The organism is Rhodanobacter sp. PCA2, from assembly GCF_013620825.1.
Taxonomy (GTDB): Bacteria; Pseudomonadota; Gammaproteobacteria; order Xanthomonadales; family Rhodanobacteraceae; genus Rhodanobacter_A.
In genome coordinates, this window is sequence record NZ_NJIC01000016.1 from 21,430 (window position 1) to 42,929 (window position 21,500).

General features: G+C 67.9%; 11 protein-coding genes. 6 read left to right on the top strand and 5 right to left on the bottom strand.

The features are described 5' to 3' along the window. Positions 1–38: 38 nt before the first annotated feature. The 3 genes from PCA_RS05865 to PCA_RS05875 all read right to left on the bottom strand — a co-directional run bounded on the left by PCA_RS05865 (position 39) and on the right by PCA_RS05875 (position 7,704). Positions 39–2,942 carry a TonB-dependent receptor gene (locus PCA_RS05865; protein ID WP_181301663.1) on the bottom strand — a complete coding sequence of 968 codons (2,904 nt, stop codon included), beginning with the start codon at positions 2,940–2,942 and terminating at the stop codon, positions 39–41. Positions 2,943–3,336: 394 nt separating this feature from the next. Further along, a complete protein-coding gene (locus PCA_RS05870) occupies positions 3,337–6,510 on the bottom strand; it encodes a multidrug efflux RND transporter permease subunit (protein WP_181301664.1) in 3,174 nt (1,057 codons plus the stop codon). A 12-nt stretch (positions 6,511–6,522) separates the two neighbouring features. Beyond that, positions 6,523–7,704 carry an efflux RND transporter periplasmic adaptor subunit gene (locus PCA_RS05875; protein WP_181301665.1) on the bottom strand — a complete coding sequence of 394 codons (1,182 nt, stop codon included), beginning with the start codon at positions 7,702–7,704 and terminating at the stop codon, positions 6,523–6,525. Between the two features lie 511 nt (positions 7,705–8,215). On the opposite strand from PCA_RS05875, the gene PCA_RS05880 reads away from it, so the two are divergent. From PCA_RS05880 to PCA_RS05890, 3 genes are all read left to right on the top strand, one after another. Next, a complete protein-coding gene (locus PCA_RS05880) occupies positions 8,216–13,147 on the top strand; it encodes an NAD-glutamate dehydrogenase domain-containing protein (RefSeq protein WP_181301666.1) in 4,932 nt (1,643 codons plus the stop codon). Positions 13,148–13,393: 246 nt separating this feature from the next. Beyond that, entirely contained in the window at positions 13,394–14,155 is a 762-nt protein-coding gene (locus PCA_RS05885; RefSeq protein WP_181301667.1) for an NAD kinase, read from the top strand. 319 nt (positions 14,156–14,474) lie between these two features. Further along, a complete protein-coding gene (locus PCA_RS05890) occupies positions 14,475–15,389 on the top strand; it encodes a 5'-nucleotidase (protein ID WP_181301668.1) in 915 nt (304 codons plus the stop codon). 1 nt (position 15,390) lies between these two features. Here the strand turns inward: PCA_RS05890 and PCA_RS05895 are convergent, their stop codons facing one another. Then, the gene (locus PCA_RS05895; RefSeq protein WP_181301669.1) at positions 15,391–16,284 is read right to left on the bottom strand and encodes an aldo/keto reductase; all 894 of its coding nucleotides are present in this window, start codon (positions 16,282–16,284) and stop codon (positions 15,391–15,393) included. 46 nt (positions 16,285–16,330) lie between these two features. Further along, on the bottom strand, positions 16,331–17,206 hold the full coding sequence (locus PCA_RS05900) for a DMT family transporter (RefSeq protein WP_181301670.1): 876 nt from the start codon (positions 17,204–17,206) through the stop codon (positions 16,331–16,333). Between the two features lie 123 nt (positions 17,207–17,329). Here PCA_RS05900 and PCA_RS05905 point away from each other — a divergent pair, with 123 nt between their 5' ends. The 3 genes from PCA_RS05905 (at position 17,330) to PCA_RS05915 (ending at position 21,499) form a co-directional block, all read left to right on the top strand. Further along, on the top strand, positions 17,330–18,502 hold the full coding sequence (locus PCA_RS05905; RefSeq protein WP_181301671.1) for an acyl-CoA dehydrogenase family protein: 1,173 nt from the start codon (positions 17,330–17,332) through the stop codon (positions 18,500–18,502). Between the two features lie 191 nt (positions 18,503–18,693). Continuing rightward, positions 18,694–19,197: a hypothetical protein gene (locus PCA_RS05910; RefSeq protein ID WP_181301672.1), complete on the top strand. Its 504-nt coding sequence runs from the start codon at positions 18,694–18,696 to the stop codon at positions 19,195–19,197. Positions 19,198–19,231: 34 nt separating this feature from the next. Continuing rightward, positions 19,232–21,499 (top strand): thiamine pyrophosphate-dependent enzyme, encoded by a 2,268-nt coding sequence (locus tag PCA_RS05915; protein WP_181301673.1) that lies wholly within the window; start codon positions 19,232–19,234, stop codon positions 21,497–21,499. Position 21,500: the final 1 nt, after the last annotated feature.

Consider the following 21,500-nt stretch of genomic DNA (forward strand, 5'->3'; position numbering starts at 1 on the left):
TGCGGATCCCGGCCTCGTTTCCAGAGTCTGGATGTTGCTCAGAACTTCTGGATGTAACGCACGTAGAAGTAACGGTCGATGTCCAGCGCCGGGTCGTAGTACGAGGCGCTGCTGTTGGTCACCGTGTAGGTGATCGGGCGCTTCTTGTTGAACACGTTGTTCACGCCGACCTGGACGTTGGCGTTCCACGGGGTGTCGTAGCGGAACTGCACGTCGTGGAACACGATCGCACCCTTGCGGTTGGCACCGGTGCCCCAGTTCTTGCCCTCGTAGTTCGGCTGGTTGCACTCGACGTCCGCTTCCCAGCATTGGTCGCGGAACGCGCCGTAGTAGCGCAGGCCCCAGGATGCGCCGAAGTCGCCCATCGACCAGTCCACGCCCGCGTTGATGCGCCAGCGCGGCAGGCTCCAGGTGCCGGCATAGCCCACGACGTCGGCGTCAGACGAGCTCTGGGTGTTGTAGGCGCTCAGGTAGTTCGCATCGAAGTTGACGCCGAACTTGCCATAGCCGAACTCCGGCAGGCGGTAGTGCGCGCCGAAGTCCCAGCCTTCCGTGGACAGCATGCCGGTGTTGATGTTGCCGCGGTTCAGGCCAACCACCTGGCCCGTGCCCGGGTCGCGACCGAACTGGCTGCAGAAGGTGGTGGAATTCGCCAGGTAGCACTGGTTGAGCACGTAGTTGGCGCTGATGGACGTGATCACGTTGGTGATCTTGATGTTGTACCAGTCGGCGTTCAGGTCCAGCCCCGGCACCCACTGCGGGCTGTACACGATGCCCGCGGTCTTGCTGACGCTCTTTTCCGGGGTCAGGTCAGCATTGCCCACGCCCGAGTTGAACGCCGTGGTGCCCTGCTGGTCGCGCGCGGTGACCGGCAGGCCGGTCGTGCCGATCTGGCGGAAGTTCGCGGGCAGGCCCTGGGCCGCGCACTTCGCGGCCACGCCGGCATCGGTCGCTGCCGCACCGAAGCGCGTGTCGCACGGGTCGGTGTAGTAGTCGAACGTCTGCGAGCCGCCGCCGGAAACGTCGTCCAGGGTCGGGGCGCGGAAACCTTCCGCATAGGTGCCGCGAACCAGCAGGTCGCTGATCGGCTTCCACTGGAAGCTGTACTTGTTGTTGGTGGTGCTGCCGAAGTTGCTGTAGTGCGAATAACGGCTGGCGACGTCGATCGACAGCAGCTTCGCGCCCGGCAGGTCCTTCAACAGGGGAACGTTGAGCTCCACGTACCCTTCGTTGATGGTGTAGTTGCCGTAGGTGGCGCCGGCGGCCAGGTCGGTGGTCTTGCCGGAGCTGGCGAGCTGGTCGGGAATGGCGAAACCGCTGACCTTGCGATGCTCGTAACCTGCGGCGAAGCCGACCTCGCCCGCGGGCAGGTCGAACAGGCCACCGGTGATGTTGGCGGTGTATTCCTTGGAGATGCTCTGCAGCGTGGCCTGGCTAAGGCTGTTGATGTACTTGAGTGCTTCCGGCGTGGAGGCCGACGGGCCGCCGAGGATGTCGAACGGCACGCACGAGCTGAACGCGATCGGGTTGGCCGCGGTCCCGCACTGCACCTGGCCGGCGGAGTTCAGGAACGAGGGGCCCAGCGCCTGCTTCAGGTTCAGCAGGTTGAGGTTGCCCGAGCCGTACTCGACCACGTCGTACTTGTTGTAATTGGTGCCGACGTCCCAGTTCCAGGTCCGGCTGCCCACCTCGAAGTAGCCTTCGAAACCGGCGTCGAAGTGGTACGACTTGACGTTGTTCTTGGTGACGCGGGGCAGTTCGGTGATGCGACGGGCAAAGTACAGGTCCTGGCCGAGCGGGTTGTAGTAGCTCCCGCCGCTGAGATAGACCGGATTGGTGGCCTGGGTCAGGCTGTTCAGCGGGTAACCTGCCACCTGACGGGTATTGTCGCGCTCGGCGTACATGCCGGTCGCGCGGAACGTGACGTACTGGTTGATGTCGTAGCGACCGGTGGTGAAGATGGACTTCAGCTCGTTGGGGCCGGCCATCTGCATCTGCTGGGTGGGGTTGTACAGATCGTCGATGGTTTGCCCGGTGTGGTAGTTGGCGGGGTCGCGCGAATCCGCACCGACGCCCACGCCGTTCCACGTACCGGTGTGGTTGATGACGTGACGGGGGCCGGTCCCGCCGCCCGTGGCATTGAGCAACTGGTAGTAGCCCCAGGGGCTGGTGCCGCTCAGGCCGTCCTCGGCGTGGTTCGGGCCGTAGGTATAGCTGGTGGCGTTGCGCTTCTTCGCCCAGACGGCGCCTTCCTTGGTGTAGTTGGCGCCGAACACCAGCGAGGCCTTGTCGTTGCCGCCGCCCAGGGTGAACGAATAGGCGTCCTTGGTGCCGTCACCCTGCTGGTTCTGGCCGTAGTAGGCCGAGGCTTCGGCGCCTTCATAGCGGTCTTTCAGGATGATGTTGACGACGCCCGCGATGGCATCGGAGCCGTAGAGCGAGGACGCGCCGTCCTTCAGGATGTCGATGCGCTCGATCAGCGCCGACGGGATCGTGGACAGGTCGGTGAAGCCGGCCAGGCTGGTGGCCCAGCGCTTGCCGTTGACCAGCACCAGGGTGCGCTGCTCGCCCAGGTTGCGGATGTTGATGTACTGGCCGCCCTGCTCGGGGTTGGAGGTGAGCACGCCCGCCTTGCTGAAGGTCTGGGAGCCGGCCACCGTGAGGTTGGCCAGGATGTCGCCGACGCTGACCAGGCCGGTCTTCTGGATGTCGGCCTGGGTCACGGTGAACACCGGCTGGGCGGTTTCCACGTCCACGCTGTGGATGCGCGAGCCGGTGACCGTCACGGCCGAAAGTTCCTTGGCCTTGGTCTGGCTCGGCGCCTGGTCGCTCTGGGCGTCCTGGGCGAAGGCGGCGACGCTGAACAGGCCGATGCTCAGGCCCAGGCTGGCGGCCAGGGCAGTGCGGCGGAAGCGGAACAACTTGGTGTTGTGTGGATGCATGATTCGTAACTCCCCGTTCTCGATGTGGACCAGATCGCTCCGGGCCGGTTGAAACAAGGCCTTGGCGCAATGCACGTCGCCGGGCCGCTTCCTCGCGGCAGCCAGGGGGTACCCGGCTGCCCGATTCCCGCGATCAGGCCTTGGTTATTGCTGAGCGATGTGTGAGGTTTTACGAACGTAGCGTAAGAATTACCGTACGTCAACGTTTTTATAACATGCCACAGATGAAAGTTTTTCTTTCTTATCATGGACATCGCGCTTCAAGATCGAGAAACTTGCGAAGTATCCGTAAGCTATGGCGACACAGATAAAAGGCCCCGACCTGGGGTCGGGGCCTTTTGTGTGTCGCTTGAGGAGCGGCTATGAGCTCTGCTTCGCTCCCATCCCGGGCCGGCTAGGGCCTGGGATTGGAGTCGAACGGCTGCATGCCCGTGCCGGTGGCCGGATGGGCCTTGCCGTCGCCGTCCAGCTTGTCGCCCAGCAGGCGCCGCACCACGATGTAGAACACCGGGATCAGCAGCACGCCGAGGAAGGTGGCGAACAGCATGCCGCCGATCACGCCGGTGCCGATGCCGTGGCGTGAATTCGCGCCCGCGCCGGTGGAGACGAACAGCGGGAACACGCCCAGGATGAAGGCCAGCGAGGTCATCAGGATGGGGCGCAGTCGCAGGCGGGCCGCGTCGATGGTGGCCTCGCGCAGCGTGCGCCCGGCCTGCTGCTCGGCCACCGCGAATTCCACGATCAGGATCGCGTTCTTCGCGGCCAGGCCGATCACCGTGACCAGGCCGATCTTGAAGAAGATGTCGTCGGGCAGCCCGCGCAGCATGGTGAACACCACCACACCCAGCAGGCCCAGCGGCACCACCAGCAACACCGACACCGGGATCGACCAGCTCTCGTACAGCGCGGCCAGCGCCAGGAACACGATGAAGATGGACAGCACCATCAGCAGCGTGGCGGCGTTGCCGGAGAGGATTTCCTGGTAGGACTGGCCGGTCCAGTCGTAGCCGTAGCCCTTGGGCAGATCGTTGGTGACGATCTTCTGCATCTCGTTCATCGCCTCGCCCGAGGCGCGGCCCGGGGCCGGCGAGCCCACGATTTCCACCGCGGAGTAGCCGTTGTAGCGGGTCAGCGCGGGCGAACCCATGGCCCACTTCGGGTGCACCACGTTGGAGAGCGGGATCATCGCCGACGTGCCGTCGCCGTTCTTCTGCGTGCTGCTGGGCGAGAAGAAATGCTGCAGCGCGCTGGGACCCATGCGGTAGGGCGCATCGGCCTGCATGATCACGCGCTTCACGCGGCCGCCGTAGGTGAAGTCGTTCACGTACACCGGCGCCAGCATCAGGCTGACCGCGTTGTACACGTCGCTGACCGACAGGCCCATGGACTGCGCCTGCACGCGATCCACGTCCAGGTTCAGCTGCGGCGAATCCTCCAGCGAGTTCGGGCGCACGCCGGTGAGCACCGGGTCCTGGCTGGCCTTGCCGAGCAGCATGTTGCGCGCCTGGGTAAGCGCGTCGCGGCCCAGGCCGGCGCGATCCTGCAGGTACATGTCGAAGCCGCCGAACTGGCCCAGGCCCTGCACGGTGGGGATGTTCGCCACGAAGATGCGCGCATCGTGGATCTGGAACAGCTGCATGTTCGCGCGCTGGATGAACTCCATGGCGGTGACGTCGCGCTTGGCCCAGTCCTTCAGCTTGATGAAGGCCATGCCGGCATTCTCGCCGGAGCCGATGAAGCTGAAGCCGGTCACCTGCAGCACGCCTTCCACCGCCGGGTCCTTGCCCAGGATGGTGCGCATCTGCGCCATCACCTCGTTCGTGCGCTGCTTGGTGGCGCCCGGCGGCAACTGGATGACGGACAGTGCGTAGCCCTGGTCCTCCTCGGGCAGGAAGCTGCCGGGCAGGCGGGTGTAGAGGAAGCCGGCGAGGATCGCCACCAGCACGAACACCATCATCCAGCGCGGCGCATGCTTCACCGCGCTGCCGACGTGGCCGGTATAGGTCTTCGTGGTCCACTCGAAGAAGTCGTTGAACTTGCGGAAGACGATGTTCTTCTTCTTGTGGTGCTCCGGCTGCAGGAAGCTGGCGCACAGCGCCGGCGTGAACGACAGCGCGAGGAAGGCCGAGAACAGCATCGACACCGCGATCGTCAGCGCGAACTGCTTGTAGATGATGCCCGAGGCGCCCGGCTGCAGCGCCGAGGGTACGAACACCGCCGCCAGCACCACGGTGATCGCCACCACCGCGCCGGTGATCTGGCCCATCGCCTTGCGCGTGGCCTCCTTCGGCGGGAGGTTCTCCTCGGTCATGATGCGTTCGACGTTCTCGATCACCACGATCGCGTCGTCCACCACGATGCCGATGGCCAGCACCATGCCGAACAGGGTGAGCTGGTTGATCGTGAAGCCCAGTACCAGCATGCCCAGGAAGGTGCCGAGCAGGGCGACCGGGATCACCAGGGTGGGGATGACGGTGGCGCGGAAGTTCTGCAGGAACAGCAGCATCACCAGGAACACCAGGACGATCGCCTCGATCAGCGTCTGCACCACCTCGTTGATGGAGATGTGCACGAACGTGGTGCTGTCGTACGGGCTGAACCAGCTGACGCCGGGCGGGAAGCTGGGAGCGAGTTCGTCCATCTTCGCGCGCACCGCGGTGGACACGTCCAGCGCGTTCGCGCCGGGCAGCAGCATGATCGCGAACGCGCCGATCGGCTTGCCGTCCCACATGGTGTCGAAACCGTAGTTGCCGGGGCCGAAGCTGATCCTCGCCACGTCGCCCAGCTTGACGGTGGTGCCGTCCGGGTTCGCGCGCAGGATGATGTTCGCGAACTGCTCCGGCGTGGTGAAGCGGCCCTCGGTGGACACCGTGGCGGTGAGGCCCTGGCCCGGAATCGCCGGATCGGCGCCCAGCGAGCCGGCGGCAAATTGCACGTTCTGCCCCTGGATGGCGGCCATCACCTGGGTCGCCGACAGGTTGTAGCCCTGCAGCTTGTCCGGGTTCAGCCAGATGCGCATCGCGTATTCGGCGCCGAACTGCTGGGTGCTGCCCACGCCGGGCACGCGCGAGATCTGGTCCAGCACCTGCGAGCCGACGATGTCGTTGAGGCGGTCGCGGTCGATGTTCGGGTTGTCCGACCTCAGCGCGATCACCATCAGGAAGCCGGCGTTGGCCTTCGCCACCACCACGCCCTGCTGGGTCACTTCGCTGGGCAGGCGCGGCGTGGCCAGCGCCACCTTGTTCTGCACCTGCACCTGGGCGATGTCCGGGTCGGTGCCCGTCTCGAAGGTCAGCGTGATCTGCGCGCGGCCGTTGGCGCTCGAGGACGAGCTGAAGTACAGCAGGTGGTCGATGCCGGTGAGCTGCTGCTCGATCACCTGGGTGACGGTCTTCTCGGTGGTGTCCGCGCTGGCGCCGGGGTAGGTGGCGCTCACGGTGACCTGCGGCGGCGCGATGTTCGGATACGACTCCACGCCCAGGTTGAGGATCGCGAGGATGCCGCCCAGCGAGATCAGGATGGCCACCACCCACGCGAAGATCGGGCGGTCAATGAAGAAACTCGGCATGATCGGACTCCGTTACTTGCCGCTGGCCGGCTTGGCGGCCGGGGCGGTGCCGCCTGCGGCGGCTTGCGGCTGCCACGGCGACGCCTTGGCGGGGCCGTCCTCATGCACGTTCTGCACGCCGGACACCACCACCTGGTCGCCGGCGGAGAGGCCGCTGGTGATCACCCAGTTGCTGCCGCTCATGCTGGCCGCGGTGACGTCGTGGCGCTTGGTCTTGCCGTCCGCACCCACCACGAACACGTAGGCGCCCACGGTATCGCGCAGCACGCCCTGCTGCGGGATCAGGAACACCTTGTGCTGCTCGCCCAGCTTCGCCTTGAGCGTCACGTACATGCCGGGCAGCAGGCTGTGCCCGGGATTGGGGATCTGCGCGCGCAGGTTCATCGCGCCGGTGGACGGGTCCACCGTGGCCCCGGTGAAATCCAGCGTGCCCGGTTCCGCGTAGGTGCTGCCGTCGGGCAGCGTCACCTGCACGCTGGCCTGGTTCGCCCCGGCCAGGGTCACGCCGCCGCTGGTCTGCGCCTGGCGCAACTGCTCCATGTCCGCGACGCTCATGGTGAAGTTCACGTACAGCGGATCGATCTGGTCCACCGTGGTGAGCAGGGTGGCGGTGCCGTTGCCCACCAGCGCGCCCTCGGTCACCTGCTGCTGGCCGGCGCGGCCGTCGATCGGCGAAGTGACGCTGGCGTAGTCCAGGTTGATGCGGGCGGTCTGCACGTTGGCGCGCGCCGCCTGCACCGCGGCGGCGGCGGTGCGCTCGGTGGCCAGGGCGTTGTCGAGGTCGGACTTGGAGATGTAGCCCTTGGGCGCGAGGTCGCGCGAACGCTGCGCGTTGACCTTGGCGTTGGTGTAGGTGGCCTGCGCCTGCGCCTGCGCGGCCTGCGCCGCGGCGAGGGCCGCCTGCAGCGGGGCCGGGTCGATCTGGAACAGCAACTGCCCCTTCTTGACGTCGGTGCCCTCGGTGTAATTGCGCTTCAGCAGCACGCCAGCCACGCGGGCGCGCACGTCGGCGCTGCGGAAGGACGACAGGCGCCCGACCAGGTCCCGGGTCAGCGGCTCGCTCTGCGGCTGCGCGGTGACCACGCCCACCTCGGGCGGCGGCATTTGCGGTGGGCCTTGCTCCTTCTTGCCGCAGGCGGTCAGGGCCAGCAGGCCGAGGCACAACGCAGGTGCGCGCAGGAACGGGGATTTCATGGGGACTCCGGAGCGTGCTGATCGTGAAAAGGGGCTGTCGCGATGGGGTTGCAGCCTGCGCCAGAGCATGGCGGCGCAGCCATTGCATGTCGTGTGTCAGAAGTCGGGCGCTTGCCTGCGTTCCGCGTGGGGAGTGGGCGAACGGACCGCTACTATACCGTACAGTTCACAATTTAGAAGACCTTGCCGATGGATGGGTTTTGTGAGCAATCCGGCCGGCTTGCACCACGGCCAGGGGCGGGACGAGCCGACGGGCGCCACGCAGCGGCATCCGGGTACGCGGGCAGGGCACCAAGGCTTCGGCGCGGACCGCACCGATTGCATGCGATGGGGTGTTCTTCAAGCGTGACGAAAGCGTGCAGGCGCGACGGCTGCGCACGTCACGCGAATGCATGGAACGAGGCATTTCATGACGCTATGCACAAGGCGTCGCGGTGGATTCACCCTGACGCGCAGCGTATCCTTTCGGGGCTTTGCAGCGACACTTTCGTTCCCACTACCAGTAGATGCCATGAATGCCATTCGTGCAGCCCATGAAGTTCCGCTTCAGTCCGCCGTGCTCGAGGCTCTGAAGCAAGCCGGATTCCCCACCCAGCGCCTTGATGAGGCGCAATTTTTTATCGGCGCCTTCTTCGCGCGGGTAACGGAGGGCGACCGCGGTCTGCACACGCCGGAGCAATGGGCCGCCCTGGTGGGCGGCCTGCTGGACTTCATGCAGCAGCGCGCACCGGGGGCCGCCGCCGTACGCGTGCTGAACCCCGAGACCGGCCACGCCGGCCACGGCTGGCTGCAGATCGTCACCGACGACATGCCGTTCCTGATCGACACCGTGAGCATGGCCGTCGCCGGGCGCCTGCAGATCCACGCGGTGATCCATCCGGTGCTGACCGTGCAGCGCGATGCCGGCGGCAAGCTGCTGGCGCTGGGCGGCGATGCCGGCGCGGCCGAATCCATCATGCATTTCGAGGTCGACCGCGTGGCCGATGCGGCCGAGCAGGCGCAACTGGTCGCCTGGGTCGAGGCCGCGCTGGACGACGTGCGCGCCGCGGTGGGCGACTGGGCCGCGATGCGCGACAAGGCGCTGGCGATCGCCGACGACATGTCGCAGCGCAAGCCGGTGCTGGATGAGGCCTCCGCGCGCGAGGCGGGCGACTTCCTGCGCTGGGTCGCCGCGGACAACTTCACGTTCTTCGGCTATCGCGAGTACGAGGTGGTCGACGCCGCCGGCGACAGCGTGCTGCGCGCGATCGACAACTCGGGCCTGGGCATCCTGCGCAAGAACGAGCAGTCGATGGCGCCGCGCTCGCTGAAGACGCTGGCGGCCTCCGAGTTGCCGCAGTCCGGCTCGGTCGACGCGATCATCCTGACCAAGACCAATGCGCGCTCGCGCATCCATCGCCCGGGCTACATGGATTACATCGGCGTGCTCAGGTTCGGCGCCGACGGTCGCGCCGCGTCGGAGCAGCGCTTCCTCGGCATGTTCACCTCCAGCGCCTACATGGCGCGCCCGCAGGACGTGCCGCTGCTGCGGCACAAGGTGGAAGCGGTGCTCGCCCGTTCGGGCCTCAAGCGCGACTCGTATTCCGGCAAGGCGCTGCGCCACATCCTGGAGACGCTGCCGCGCGAGGAACTGCTGCAGAGCAGCGAGGACGAACTGTCCGTCATCGCCAGCGGCATCCTGGAACTGCGCCAGCGCGCGCACACCCGCCTGTTCATGCGCCGCGACCGTTACGGCCGCTTCTTCGCCTGCCAGGTGTTCGTGCCGCGCGACCGCTTCAACACCTCGGTGCGCGAACGCATCGAGGCGCTGCTGGGCGAGGCGCTGCATGCCGAGCAGATCGATTCCTCCGTGTTGATGGGCGAAGCCGCGCTGGCGCGCCTGTACATCGTGCTGCGGCCGAAGATCGGCGACCAGCCCGAGTACGACCTGGCCGCGCTGGAACACGGCGTGACGACCATCGTGCGCAACTGGCAGGACGAGGTGCGCGACGCGCTGGTGAAGCAGCGCGGCGAGCACGAGGGCGTGGTGCTGGCGAACCGTTACCTGCGCGCGCTGCCGCCTGGCTACGTCGACGACGTGAGCCCCGCGGTGGCCGCCGAGGACGTGCACCAGCTGGCGCAGCTGGAAGGCGACAACGCGCTGCGCATGTCGTTCTACCACCCGCCCAAGGCGCCGGAGACGCTGCGCTTCAAGGTCTACCGTTCCGGCGGCGACATCGCGCTGTCCGAGGTGCTGCCGCAGCTGGAGAACCTGGGCCTGCGCGTGCTCACCGAGCACGTCTACGAGATTCCCGGCGACAGCGTGCCGCTGTCGATCCAGGATTTCGAGGTGCAGCCGGCGGCCAAGCTCACCTTCGGCGTGGAGCAGGTCGGTTCGCTGTTCGAACATGCGTTCGAGCAGATCTGGCGCGGCAACGCCGAGAACGACGGCTTCAACCGCCTGGTGCTGGGCGCGAAGCTGAGCTGGCGCCAGATCGCCATGCTGCGCGGCTACTGCAAGTACCTGCTGCAGGCCGGCAGCACGTTCTCGCAGTCGTACATGGAGGACACGCTGAACCGCTATCCGGCGATCGCCGGGCTGCTGGTCGAGCTGTTCCTGGCCAAGTTCGACCCGCGCCGCGAATCGCTGTCGGCCGACGAGCGCAAGGTCGCCGGCGAGCTGCTGCACGGCGAGATGTCGGCGCTGATCCCGGCAAACGTGCAGGCCGCGAATCCGGCACTGGTCGACAGCCTCGCCGCCGCGCTGGCGCAGCCGCGCGCGGAGCAGGTCAAGGTGCTGGAGGGCGCGATCAACGTGCTGCTGGAGAACGTCGCCAGCCTCGACGAGGACCGCATCCTGCGCAGCTTCGTGGCGGTGATCCACGCCACGCTGCGCACCAGCTTCTTCCAGCAGTGGAACGGCGCGTACCGCGACTACATCAGCTTCAAGCTGGACTCGCACGCCGTGCCCGACCTGCCCAAGCCGGTGCCGTACCGCGAGATCTGGGTGTGCGCGCCACGCGTGGAAGGCATCCACCTGCGCTTCGGCCCGGTGGCGCGCGGCGGCCTGCGCTGGTCCGACCGCCGCGAGGATTTCCGCACCGAAGTGCTGGGCCTGGTGAAGGCGCAGATGGTGAAGAACACCGTGATCGTGCCGGTGGGCTCCAAGGGCGGCTTCTTCGTCAAGAAGTCGCCGGTCGCCGGCGACCGCGACGCGGTGCTGGCCGAGGGCATCGCCTGCTACAAGCTGTTCATCAACGGCCTGCTGGACATCACCGACAACCTGGTCGAGGGCAAGGTGGCGAACCCGCACGACGTGGTGCGCCACGACGCCGACGATCCCTACCTGGTGGTGGCCGCCGACAAGGGCACCGCGAAGTTCTCCGACATCGCGAACGCGATCTCGATCGAACACGGCTACTGGCTGGGCGACGCGTTCGCCTCCGGCGGCTCCAACGGCTACGACCACAAGGGCATGGGCATCACCGCGCGCGGCGCGTGGGAATCGGTGAAGCGCCACTTCCGCGCGTTGGGCCGCGACAGCCAGAGCGAGGACTTCACCTGCGTGGGCATCGGCGACATGTCCGGCGACGTGTTCGGCAACGGCATGCTGCTCTCGAAGCACATCCGCCTGGTCGTCGCGTTCGACCACCGCCACGTGTTCATCGACCCGAACCCGGATGCGGCGCGTTCCTTCGCGGAGCGCGAGCGCATGTTCAAGCTGCCGGGCTCCAGCTGGGACGACTACGACAAGTCGCTGATCTCCGCCGGCGGCGGCGTGTGGCCGCGCTCGGCGAAGTCGATACCGGTGTCGCCGGAAGCGCGCGCCGTGCTTGGCCTCAAGCCCGAAGTCACCCAGTTGGCGCCGAACGAGCTGCTCAACGCCGCGCTCAAGGCGCCGGTGGACCTGCTGTGGAACGGCGGCATCGGCACCTACGTCAAGGCCAGCAGCGAAACCCATGCCGACGCGCGCGACCGCGCCAACAACGGCCTGCGCGTGGACGGCGGCGAGCTGCGCTGCCGGATCGTGGGCGAGGGCGGCAACCTCGGCATGACCCAGAAGGGCCGCATCGAGGCGGCGCACAAGGGCGTGCTGCTGAACACCGACTTCATCGACAACTCCGCCGGCGTGGACACCTCGGACCACGAGGTGAACATCAAGATCCTGCTCAACGACGCCGTGCAGCGCGGCGAACTGGGCGAGGCGGACCGCAACAAGCAGCTCGCCGCGATGACCGACGAGGTCGCCCAGCTGGTGCTGTGGGACAACTATCGCCAGAACCAGGCGATCACCCTGATGGAGCACCAGTCGGTGAAGCGCATCGGCTCGATGGCGCACTTCATCCGCACGCTGGAGGCCGAAGGCCAGCTCGACCGCCAGGTGGAGAACCTGCCCAGCGAGGCGGAGCTGACCGAGCGCAAGACCCGCAACCAGGGCCTGACCCGGCCGGAGCTGGCGGTGCTGCTGTCCTACGACAAGATCCGCCTGTTCCAGCAGTTGCTGGATTCCGACGTGCCGGAAGACCCGTACCTGTCCAAGGAACTGGTGCGCTACTTCCCCGCGCCGCTGCACGAGAAGTATGCCGAACACATGCAGCGCCACCGCCTGAAGCGCGAGATCATCGCCACCGCGGTGACCAACTCCACGATCAACCGCATGGGCGCCACCTTCATGATGCGCATGCAGGAGGACACCGGCAAAGGGCCGGCGGCGATCGCCAAGGCCTATACCGCCGCCCGCGAGATCCTCGATGCGCGCGAGCTGTGGGCCGAGATCGAGGCGCTGGACAGCAAGGTGGCCGAAGGCACCCAGGTCGATGCGGTGATGCAGATCTGGTCGCTGCTGCGCCACATGACCCGCTGGCTGCTCAATCGCCCCGGCGGCACGCTGGAGATCGCCGCCAACGTCGAGCGCTACCAGGCCGACGTGAGCGCGTTGCGCAGGGCGCTGCCGGAGGTGCTCACCACCACCGGCAAGGCCGACTTCGCCAGCAGCCAGGAAAAGTGGGAAGGCCTGGGCCTGCCCGCCGAGCTGGCAGTGCGGCTGGCGCGCCTGTCGGAACTGCGCGCCGCGCTGGACATGGTGGAAGTGGCGCAGCAGGCCGGCCAGCCGGTGGAGAAGGTCGCCGGCGTGTTCTACGAGCTGGGCGAAGCTCTGGATCTGGAATGGCTGCGCGGCCAGATCGAGGCGCTGCCGGTGGAAGGCCACTGGCACGCCCAGGCGCGCGGCTCGCTGCTGGACGAGCTCAACCACCAGCACCGCGCGCTGGCGCAGCAGGTGCTGAAGCTGGACGGCGGCGGCAAGGATGTCTCGCCGGTGCAGGCGTGGCTGCGTCGCGACGACGCCACCCTGCAGCACACCCGCGGCATGCTGGCCGAGATCCTCACCCAGAACGCCGACTACCCGATCGCCTCGGTCGCGGTACGCCGGCTGGCCCAGCTCGCGCAGGTGCCGGTGGGTTGAGGGCCGGGATTCGGGATTGGGGATACGGAATTCGTAAAAGCAGGGCACGCGGGCTTTGAAGGCCGCGTGCCTTGCGGGGATGAAGGAAGAGCCGAGACTCCACTCTTCCGAATCCCCAATCCCGTCTCCCCAATCCCGGCCCTACCGCTTGCGTTGCCGCGTGTCTTGCCGGGATGATCGGCGAGGCCGGACGCCGGCTCTTACAAATCCCGAATCCCGAATCCCGAATCCCCAATCCCCGCCCCCATGCGCTTCGCCTTTGTCGCCAGTGACACCAGCGTCGCCCAGCAGGCGCGGCGCAAGCTCGTGGAGCGGTACGGCGACGTGCCGGCGGCGGAGGCGGAACTGATCGTGGCGCTGGGCGGCGACGGCTTCATGCTGCGCACCCTGCATGCGCATCTCGCGCTGGGCGTGCCGGTGTACGGCATGAAACTCGGCCGCGTCGGCTTCCTGATGAACAAGCACCGGCTGGACGGCCTGCCCGAACGCGTGGCCCGCGCGCATGCGGCCGAGCTGTTCCCGCTGGAGATGCTCGCCACCGACACGGACGGCGAGCCACGCCGCGCGCTGGCCTTCAACGAGGTGTCGCTGCTGCGCCAGAGCAACCAGGCGGCGCACGTCGAGGTGAAACTCAACGAGGCGGTGAAGCTGCCGAACCTGATCTGCGACGGCGTGATGGTGGCCACGCCGGCCGGCTCCACCGCCTACAACCTCTCCGCGCACGGGCCCATCCTGCCGCTGGACGCGAACGTGCTGGCGCTCACCCCGATCAGCCCGTTCCGCCCGCGTCGCTGGCGCGGCGCCATCCTGCCGCACCGCACCGAGGTCAGCCTGCGCGTGCTCGATCCCGGCAAGCGTCCGGTCAGCGCCACCGCCGATTTCCTGGAAGTACGCAACGTGCGCGACGTGGTGGTGCGCCAGGCCGAAGGGCAGGGCGTGCGCCTGCTGTTCGACCCCGAGCACAACCTCGAACAGCGCATCCTCGACGAACAATTCGCCGCCGACTGACCCGGCTTTCTCCCTCTCCCCTTCGCGGGGAGGATCGGGGTGTGCGCGTTGCTTGTCCCCCCCTCTCCCCTCCGGGGAAGATCGGAGTGTGCGCGTTGCCTGTCTCCCTCTCCCCTCCGGGGAAGATCGGAGTGTGCGCGTTGCTTGTCTCCCTCTCCCCTCCGGGGAGAGGGCCGGGGTGAGGGGCCGCCCTGCACGGAAGACACGTTGCGCGCGGTAGCTTCCGACCCCGGCCATCCATCCTGGCCATCGCACACAACGCGCCCACTGCGGCAACCCCGCCTCACCCCACACCCCCGCCATGCGCTAGATTGGCCGCATGCCTGCCCACGATCCTTCCTCCGCCAACGACAACCGCCTCGTGGTGGCGATCTCCTCGCGCGCCCTGTTCGACCTCGGCAACAGCCACGCGCTGTTCGAGCGCGAGGGCCTGGACGCCTACCGCAACTTCCAGATCGAGCACGAGAACGAGATCCTGCAGCCGGGCGTGGCGTTCCCGCTGGTGCAGAAGCTGCTGGACCTCAACAAGCTGGCGGGCGACGTGCCGCCGGTGGAGGTGATCCTGCTGTCGCGCAATTCCGGCGACACCGGCCTGCGCATCTTCAACGCGATCCAGCACCACGGCCTGCAGATCAGCCGCGCGGCGTTCACCAGCGGCGCGCCCACCTCCGACTACATCGCGCCGTTCAAGGCCGACCTGTTCCTGTCCGCCAACGCCGAGGACGTGGCGCGCGCGCTCAAGGCCGGCGTGGCCGCGGCCACCATCCTGCCCAGCGTGGCGCCGCCGCGGATGAGCGAGCAGTTGCGCATCGCCTTCGACGGCGACGCGGTGATCTTCGGCGACGAAGGCGAGCGCGTGTCGCGCGAGGAAGGACTGGAAGCGTTCCACCGCAACGAGACCGAACATGCGGACGAACCGCTGTCGGTCGGCCCGTTCCGCGGCTTCCTCACCGCGTTGCATCGGCTGCAGGCGGCGTTCCCCGCCGAGAACTCGCCGATCCGCACCGCCCTGGTCACCGCGCGTTCCGCGCCGGCGCACAAGCGAGTTATCCTCACCCTGCGCCGCTGGGGCGTGCGTATCGACGAGGCGCTGTTCCTCGGCGGCCGCGACAAGGGCCCCTTCCTCGATGCCTTCGGCGCCGACATTTTCTTCGACGACTCGCCGGCCAACGTGGAGTCCGCGCGCAGGCACGTCGCCACGGGGCACGTGCCGCACGGCGTGAGCAACCGCTGACTCAGGGCACCGGGTGGCCCTTGCCGGCCGTCCAGATCGCGTACCAGTCCTCCGCGTCCAGCCGCAGGTCCAGCGCGGCGACCGCTTCGCGCAGGCCGTCGATGCGGCCGGTGCCGGTGATCGGATGCGGCCGCGACGGGTGGCGCAGGATCCAGGCGTAGGCCAGCGTGGCGATGGTTGTGCCCAGGCGTGCGGCGATCGTCGCCATTTCGCTGCGCACGCGCAGCGCCTGCGGGTCGTCGCCGCAGAACAGGCGGCCGCCGCCCAGCGGCGACCAGATCATCGGGCGCAGGCCCAGTTGCTGGGCCTGGTCCAGCGTGCCGTCGTCCAGCGCGTCCAGGTGCAGCGGCGACAGCTCGACCTGGTTCGTGGCGAGGGGATGGTGCCGGTGCAGCAGGGCGAACTGGCTGGCGGTGTGGTTGGATACGCCCCAGTGCGCCACCTTGCCTTCGCCGGTGAGCGCGGCGAAGGTGTCCGCCAGCGCGGCGGCGTCCATCAGGTAGTCGGGGCGGTGGATCAGCACCAGGTCCAGCTGTTCGGTGTGCAGCTTGCGCAGCGACTGCTCCACCTGGCCGCGCACGTAGGCGGCCGAGGTGTCGTAGTGGTTCAGCCGGTACGGCCGCTGCGCCGAGCGCAGGCGGATGCCGCACTTGGTCACCAGCTGCATGCGCCCGCGCAGGGCAGGCGCGGCCCGCAGCGCTTCGCCGAACAGGGCTTCGGCGCGGTAATCGCCGTAGATGTCCGCATGGTCGAAGGTGTGTATGCCCAGTGCCAGCGCCTCCTCGATCCAGCGCACGCGCTGCGCCACGTCGAGGTTCCAGTCCGCGATCCGCCACAGGCCGGCGACGATGGGAGAGAGAGCGAGATTGGGATGCTGCGCGGTCTGGGCGGTCATGTCGGGGTGGGTTCGCAAGGCATGGGCTGGTGGGCGTGGGACGGCATCAGACCATCCTGGTGCGCTTCCACCACGAAGTCTTTTTCTCCTCGCGCACCAGGGTGAAGAGTCCCGCGCCCAGGATCATCGCGATGCCGATCAGCATCGGCCAGTCGAGATGGTCGCCGAAGAACCAGTAGCCGAACGCGATGGCCCACAGCATCTGGCTGTACTGGGTGGGAGCGACACGGTTGGCGGGCGCGAGCAGGGTGGCGTGCATCAGCAGCACGCCGGCGAACGCGGCGAGCAGGCCGTAGCCGGCAAGCAGCAGCGACTGGTGCAGATCGGGCCAGACGAAGTGCGGCAGCATCAGCAGGCCGCCGGCGACCAGCGGGCCGACGGCGCCGGCGCCGTACAGGCTCACGCGTTTTTCTGCGCTGCCGGCCATGCGCAGCGCCACCACCGACAGCGCGGCGGCGATGCCGCACACGATCGCCGCCACATGCCCCAGTCCCAGCTCCCGGAAGCCGGGGCGCAGCACCACCAGCACGCCGGCGAAACCCGCGAATACCGCCATCCAGCGGCGCCAGCCCACATGCTCCTTCAGCAGCAGCACGGACAGGATGGTCACGAAGATCGGCATCAGGAAGATCATCGAGAACACCTCGGCCATCGGCAGCAGGGTGAACGCCGTGACCGAGCAGATGTTGCCCAGCGCGCCGGCCAGCGCGCGCACCCACCACAGTTTCGGCCGCCGGGCGACGAACACGTCGCGCCAGCCGTCGCCCTTGTCCATCACGAAGGGCAGGGCGGCGAGGCCCAGCAGGCCGCCGAAGAAGACCGACTCGTAGGGCGGCACGCTGCCATGCAGGGCTTTCACGAAAGCATCGCTGATGGCGTAGGCAGCGAAGCAGGCGAAGCCCAGCAGCACACCCTTGAGCATGAGGTTTCCGGGGCGGGGACGAAGCGCGCATGATCGCACGCCGCGCCGCTGCTGCACCCGGCCATGACCGCGGCGGCGCCGCCCGCTAGAATCGTCGTTTTCCTGCCCGCCGCTGGAGCGCACATGGCCGCCGCCCGCCTGAACCCGCTGGACCTGTACGACGTCCGCTCGCTGCTCACCGACGAGGAACGCATGGTGCAGGACACCGTCGGCCGCTTCGTCGACGAGAAGGTGTTGCCGATCATCGGCGACTGCTTCGACCAGGCGCGTTTCCCCGTCGAACTGATTCCCGAAATCGCCGGCCTGGGCGTGCTCGGCGCCACCATTCCCGAGAAGTACGGCTGCGCCGGCATGAGCGGCGTGAGCTACGGCCTGATCTGCCAGGAACTGGAGCGCGGCGATTCGGGCCTGCGCAGCTTCGCCTCGGTGCAGAGTTCGCTGGTGATGTATCCGATCTACGCCTACGGCAGCGAGGAGCAGAAGCTGGAATACCTGCCGAAGATGGCGGCGGGCGAGGTCATCGGCTGCTTCGGCCTCACCGAGCCGCATGGCGGTTCCGACCCGGCCAACATGAAGACCCACGCGAAGAAGGACGGCAGCGACTGGATCATCAACGGCGCCAAGATGTGGATCACCAACGGCAACCTCGCACAGGTCGCCGTGGTGTGGGCGCAGACCGAGGACGGCATCCAGGGCTTCATCGTGCCGACGAATGCGCCCGGCTTCACCGCCCAGCAGATCCACAAGAAGATGAGCCTGCGCGCCTCGGTCACCAGCGCGCTGTTCTTCGACAACGTGCGTGTGCCCGACGCCAACCGCTTGCCCAACGTGAAGGGCCTGAAGGGCCCGCTGGGCTGCCTCACCCAGGCCCGCTACGGCATCACCTGGGGCCCGATCGGCGCCGCGCAGGCCTGCCTCAAGGAAGTGCTGGAGTACACCGCCGAACGCATCCTGTTCGGTCGCCCGCTGGCCTCGAACCAGGCGGTCCAGTTGAAGATGGCCGACATGGCCCGCCGCATCACCACCGCGCAACTGCTCTCGTTGCAGCTCGGTCGCTTGAAGGATGCCGGCGCCATGCAGCCCACCCAGGTGTCGCTGGCGAAGTGGAACAACTGCCGCATGGCCATCGACATCGCGCGCCAGTGCCGCGACATCCTCGGCGGCGCCGGCATCACCACCGAGCACGGCGCGATCCGCCACGCATTGAACCTGGAATCGGTCATCACCTACGAAGGCACCGAAACCGTGCACGAGCTGGTGGTGGGACGCGAGCTGACGGGCATCAACGCGTTCTGATTTTTCTGATCGTCATCCCGGCGCAGGCCGGGATCCAGCGCCTTTCAAGCCAACGCCCGAGGCACTGGATTCCGGCTTGCGCCGGAATGACGGCGAGGGTGGACCGGCACCGGGGTCGGCATGTTCCGCATAGGGTTGCAAGACATCCGCATCGAAACCGAACGCGTGCTCATGCACGCCTGTTTCTACGCATGAGCCACATCCCGCCCGCGTTGTTCGTCGCGCTCACCGAGCTGGTGCCCGAGCTGCACGTGCACTGCGTCGAGCCGTGGTGCCTGGTCGGCAGCGCGGCGGCCCGCCTGCTCGGCGCCGAGGTGGACGTGGCCGACGTCGACGTGCTGGTTTCCCGCGCCGATGCCGATGCGCTGGCGGCGCTGTGGGCCGACCGCCGCGACGCCGCGCATGCGCCGGCCGACGACGACCGCTTCCGCTCGCGCTTCGCCCGTTACCGCTTCCCGGGCCTGCCGGTGGAGGTGATGGGCGGGCTGGAACTCGACCGCGGTGAAGGCTGGCAGCCGGTGTCGCCGGGCCGGCTGGTGCTGGTCGGCGTGCAGGGGCTGGCCGTGCCGGTGCCGTCGCTGGACGACCAGATCCGCATCCTCGATGCCTTCGGCCGCGACAAGGATCGCGCCCGCGCCAACAGCCTGCGCCGCTTGCGCCAGCCCTCCGTGCTGTCCATCGTTTCCTCTTCCTGACGGCCACGCGGCCGAGCCACCACACGACATCGCCATGACCACCACACCCGCTCCCATCGCCGCCCGCCACAAGGGCTTCAACCGCGCCGAGATCGTCGACCAGAACTTCACCGAGTTCGTCGCCGGATGGCGGGGCGACGTGCGCGCGGCGCCGCGCGACGACGCGCCGGTGCTGCCGGGCAGCGCGCTGGATGCGCGCGGCTTCCGCGAGCTGCTGGAATCGCAGCTGATCTCGCGCCACCTCGACCTGATGGCGCGCGTGCTGCGCGTGCAGAACAAGGTGTTCTACACCATCGGTTCGAGCGGGCACGAAGGCAACGCGATGGTGGCGCGGCTGACCCGCCACACCGATCCGGCCTTCCTGCACTACCGCAGCGGCGGCTTCATGGCCGAGCGCTTCCGCAAGCTGCCGGGCATGGACCCGGTGATGGATTCGGCGCTGTCCTTCGCCGCCAGCGCGGAAGACCCCGCCTCCGGCGGGCGTCACAAGGTGTGGGGCAGCAAGCCGCTCTGGGTGCTGCCGCAGACTTCGACCATCGCCTCGCACCTGCCCAAGGCGCTGGGCACGGCCGTCGCCATCGACCATGCACGGCGCATCGGCCACGTGCTGCCGGTGCCGGAGGATTCCATCGCGATCTGCTCGTTCGGCGACGCCTCCAGCAACCACGCCACCGCGCAGACCGCGTTCAACGCGGCGGCGTGGACGGCCTACCAGAAGCTGCCCGCGCCGGTGCTCTTCGTGTGCGAGGACAACGGCATCGGCATCTCGGTGAAGACGCCCACCGGCTGGGTGGCCAGCAACTTCCAGTCGCGCTCCAACCTCGATTATTTCTACGCCGACGGCCTCGACCTCGCCGACGGCTACGCCCAGGTGCAGCGCGCGGTGGAGCATTGCCGCGGCACGCGCCGGCCCACCTTCCTGCACCTGCGCACCACCCGCATCATGGGCCACGCGGGCACCGACTTCGAGATCGAGTGGCGCAGCATCGAGGAACTGGTGGCGGTGGAAGCAAGCGATCCGCTGCTGCGTTCGGCGGCGATCGCGCTGGAGTCGGGACTGTACACGAAGGATGCGCTGCTGGAACTCAACGAATCCGTGCGCAGGCGCTGCTTCGCCGCCGCAGAGGAGGCCGATCGCCGGCCCAAGCTGGAGCGCCTGGACGAGGTGATGAAACCGCTGGCGCCCTACACGCCGGCGGTGGTGAAGGCCGAAGCCGAACGCGCTGATTATGCCGATGCGCGCCTCAAGGCCTTCGGCGGCGCCGACAAGCTGCCGGAAAACCAGCCGCCGCGGCATCTCGCGATCCAGATCGGCCAGGCCCTGCACGACGTCATGGCCAAGTACCCGGAGTCGCTGCTGTTCGGCGAGGACGTGGCGCAGAAGGGCGGCGTGTACACGGTCACCAAGGGCCTGCACAAGGCGTTCCGGAACACGCGCGTGTTCAACACCCTGCTGGACGAGACGATCATCCTCGGCCTCGCCCAGGGCTACGCCAACATGGGCATGCTACCGATACCGGAGATCCAGTACCTCGCCTATTTCCACAACGCGGGCGACCAGATCCGCGGCGAGGCGGCCAGCCTGCAGTTCTTCTCCAACGACCAGTACCGCAACCCGCTGGTGATGCGCGTGGCTTCGCTCGGCTACCAGCGTGGCTTCGGCGGCCACTTCCACAACGACAACTCGATAGCCGCGCTGCGCGACATCCCGGGCCTCGTGGTGGGCTGTCCTTCGCGCGGCGACGACGCGGCGACCATGCTGCGCACGCTCACCGCGCTGGCGAAGGTGGACGGCCGCGTGTGCGCCTTCCTCGAACCCATCGCGCTGTACATGACCAAGGATCTCCACGAAGCCGGCGACGGCCAGTGGCAGTTCGCCTATCCCGCACCGGGCGAGGCGATGCCGCTGGGCGAGGGCCGCGTCTACGACGGGCAGGCGAACGACCTGGTGGTGTTCACCTTCGGCAACGGTGTGCCGATGGCGCTGCGCGCCGCGCGCAGCATCGAGGCCGAGCTGAAGTGGAAGGTGCGCGTGGTCGACCTGCGCTGGCTCGCGCCGCTCAACGACGCCTTCATCGCGGCGCAGGCGAAGAGCGCGAAGCGCATCCTGGTGCTCGACGAGGGCCGCAAGAGCGCCGGCGTGGGCGAGGGCGTGATCACCGCCATCGTGGAAGCGGGCCTGGGTGCCACGCCGCTGGAACGCGTGGTGGGCGCGGACACCTTCACCCCGCTGGCGGGCGCGGCCTTCCTGGTGCTGCCGGGCGTGGCGGACGTGGTGGCGGCGGCGCGCAAGCTCGCCTGAC

Coding starts and splice junctions, on each gene's coding strand:
- PCA_RS05865 (WP_181301663.1), bottom strand. CDS start 2,942: ATGCATCCACACAACACCAAGTTGTTCCGCTTCCGCCGCACTGCCCTG.
- PCA_RS05870 (WP_181301664.1), bottom strand. CDS start 6,510: ATGCCGAGTTTCTTCATTGACCGCCCGATCTTCGCGTGGGTGGTGGCC.
- PCA_RS05875 (WP_181301665.1), bottom strand. CDS start 7,704: ATGAAATCCCCGTTCCTGCGCGCACCTGCGTTGTGCCTCGGCCTGCTG.
- PCA_RS05880 (WP_181301666.1), top strand. CDS start 8,216: ATGAATGCCATTCGTGCAGCCCATGAAGTTCCGCTTCAGTCCGCCGTG.
- PCA_RS05885 (WP_181301667.1), top strand. CDS start 13,394: ATGCGCTTCGCCTTTGTCGCCAGTGACACCAGCGTCGCCCAGCAGGCG.
- PCA_RS05890 (WP_181301668.1), top strand. CDS start 14,475: ATGCCTGCCCACGATCCTTCCTCCGCCAACGACAACCGCCTCGTGGTG.
- PCA_RS05895 (WP_181301669.1), bottom strand. CDS start 16,284: ATGACCGCCCAGACCGCGCAGCATCCCAATCTCGCTCTCTCTCCCATC.
- PCA_RS05900 (WP_181301670.1), bottom strand. CDS start 17,206: ATGCTCAAGGGTGTGCTGCTGGGCTTCGCCTGCTTCGCTGCCTACGCC.
- PCA_RS05905 (WP_181301671.1), top strand. CDS start 17,330: ATGGCCGCCGCCCGCCTGAACCCGCTGGACCTGTACGACGTCCGCTCG.
- PCA_RS05910 (WP_181301672.1), top strand. CDS start 18,694: ATGAGCCACATCCCGCCCGCGTTGTTCGTCGCGCTCACCGAGCTGGTG.
- PCA_RS05915 (WP_181301673.1), top strand. CDS start 19,232: ATGACCACCACACCCGCTCCCATCGCCGCCCGCCACAAGGGCTTCAAC.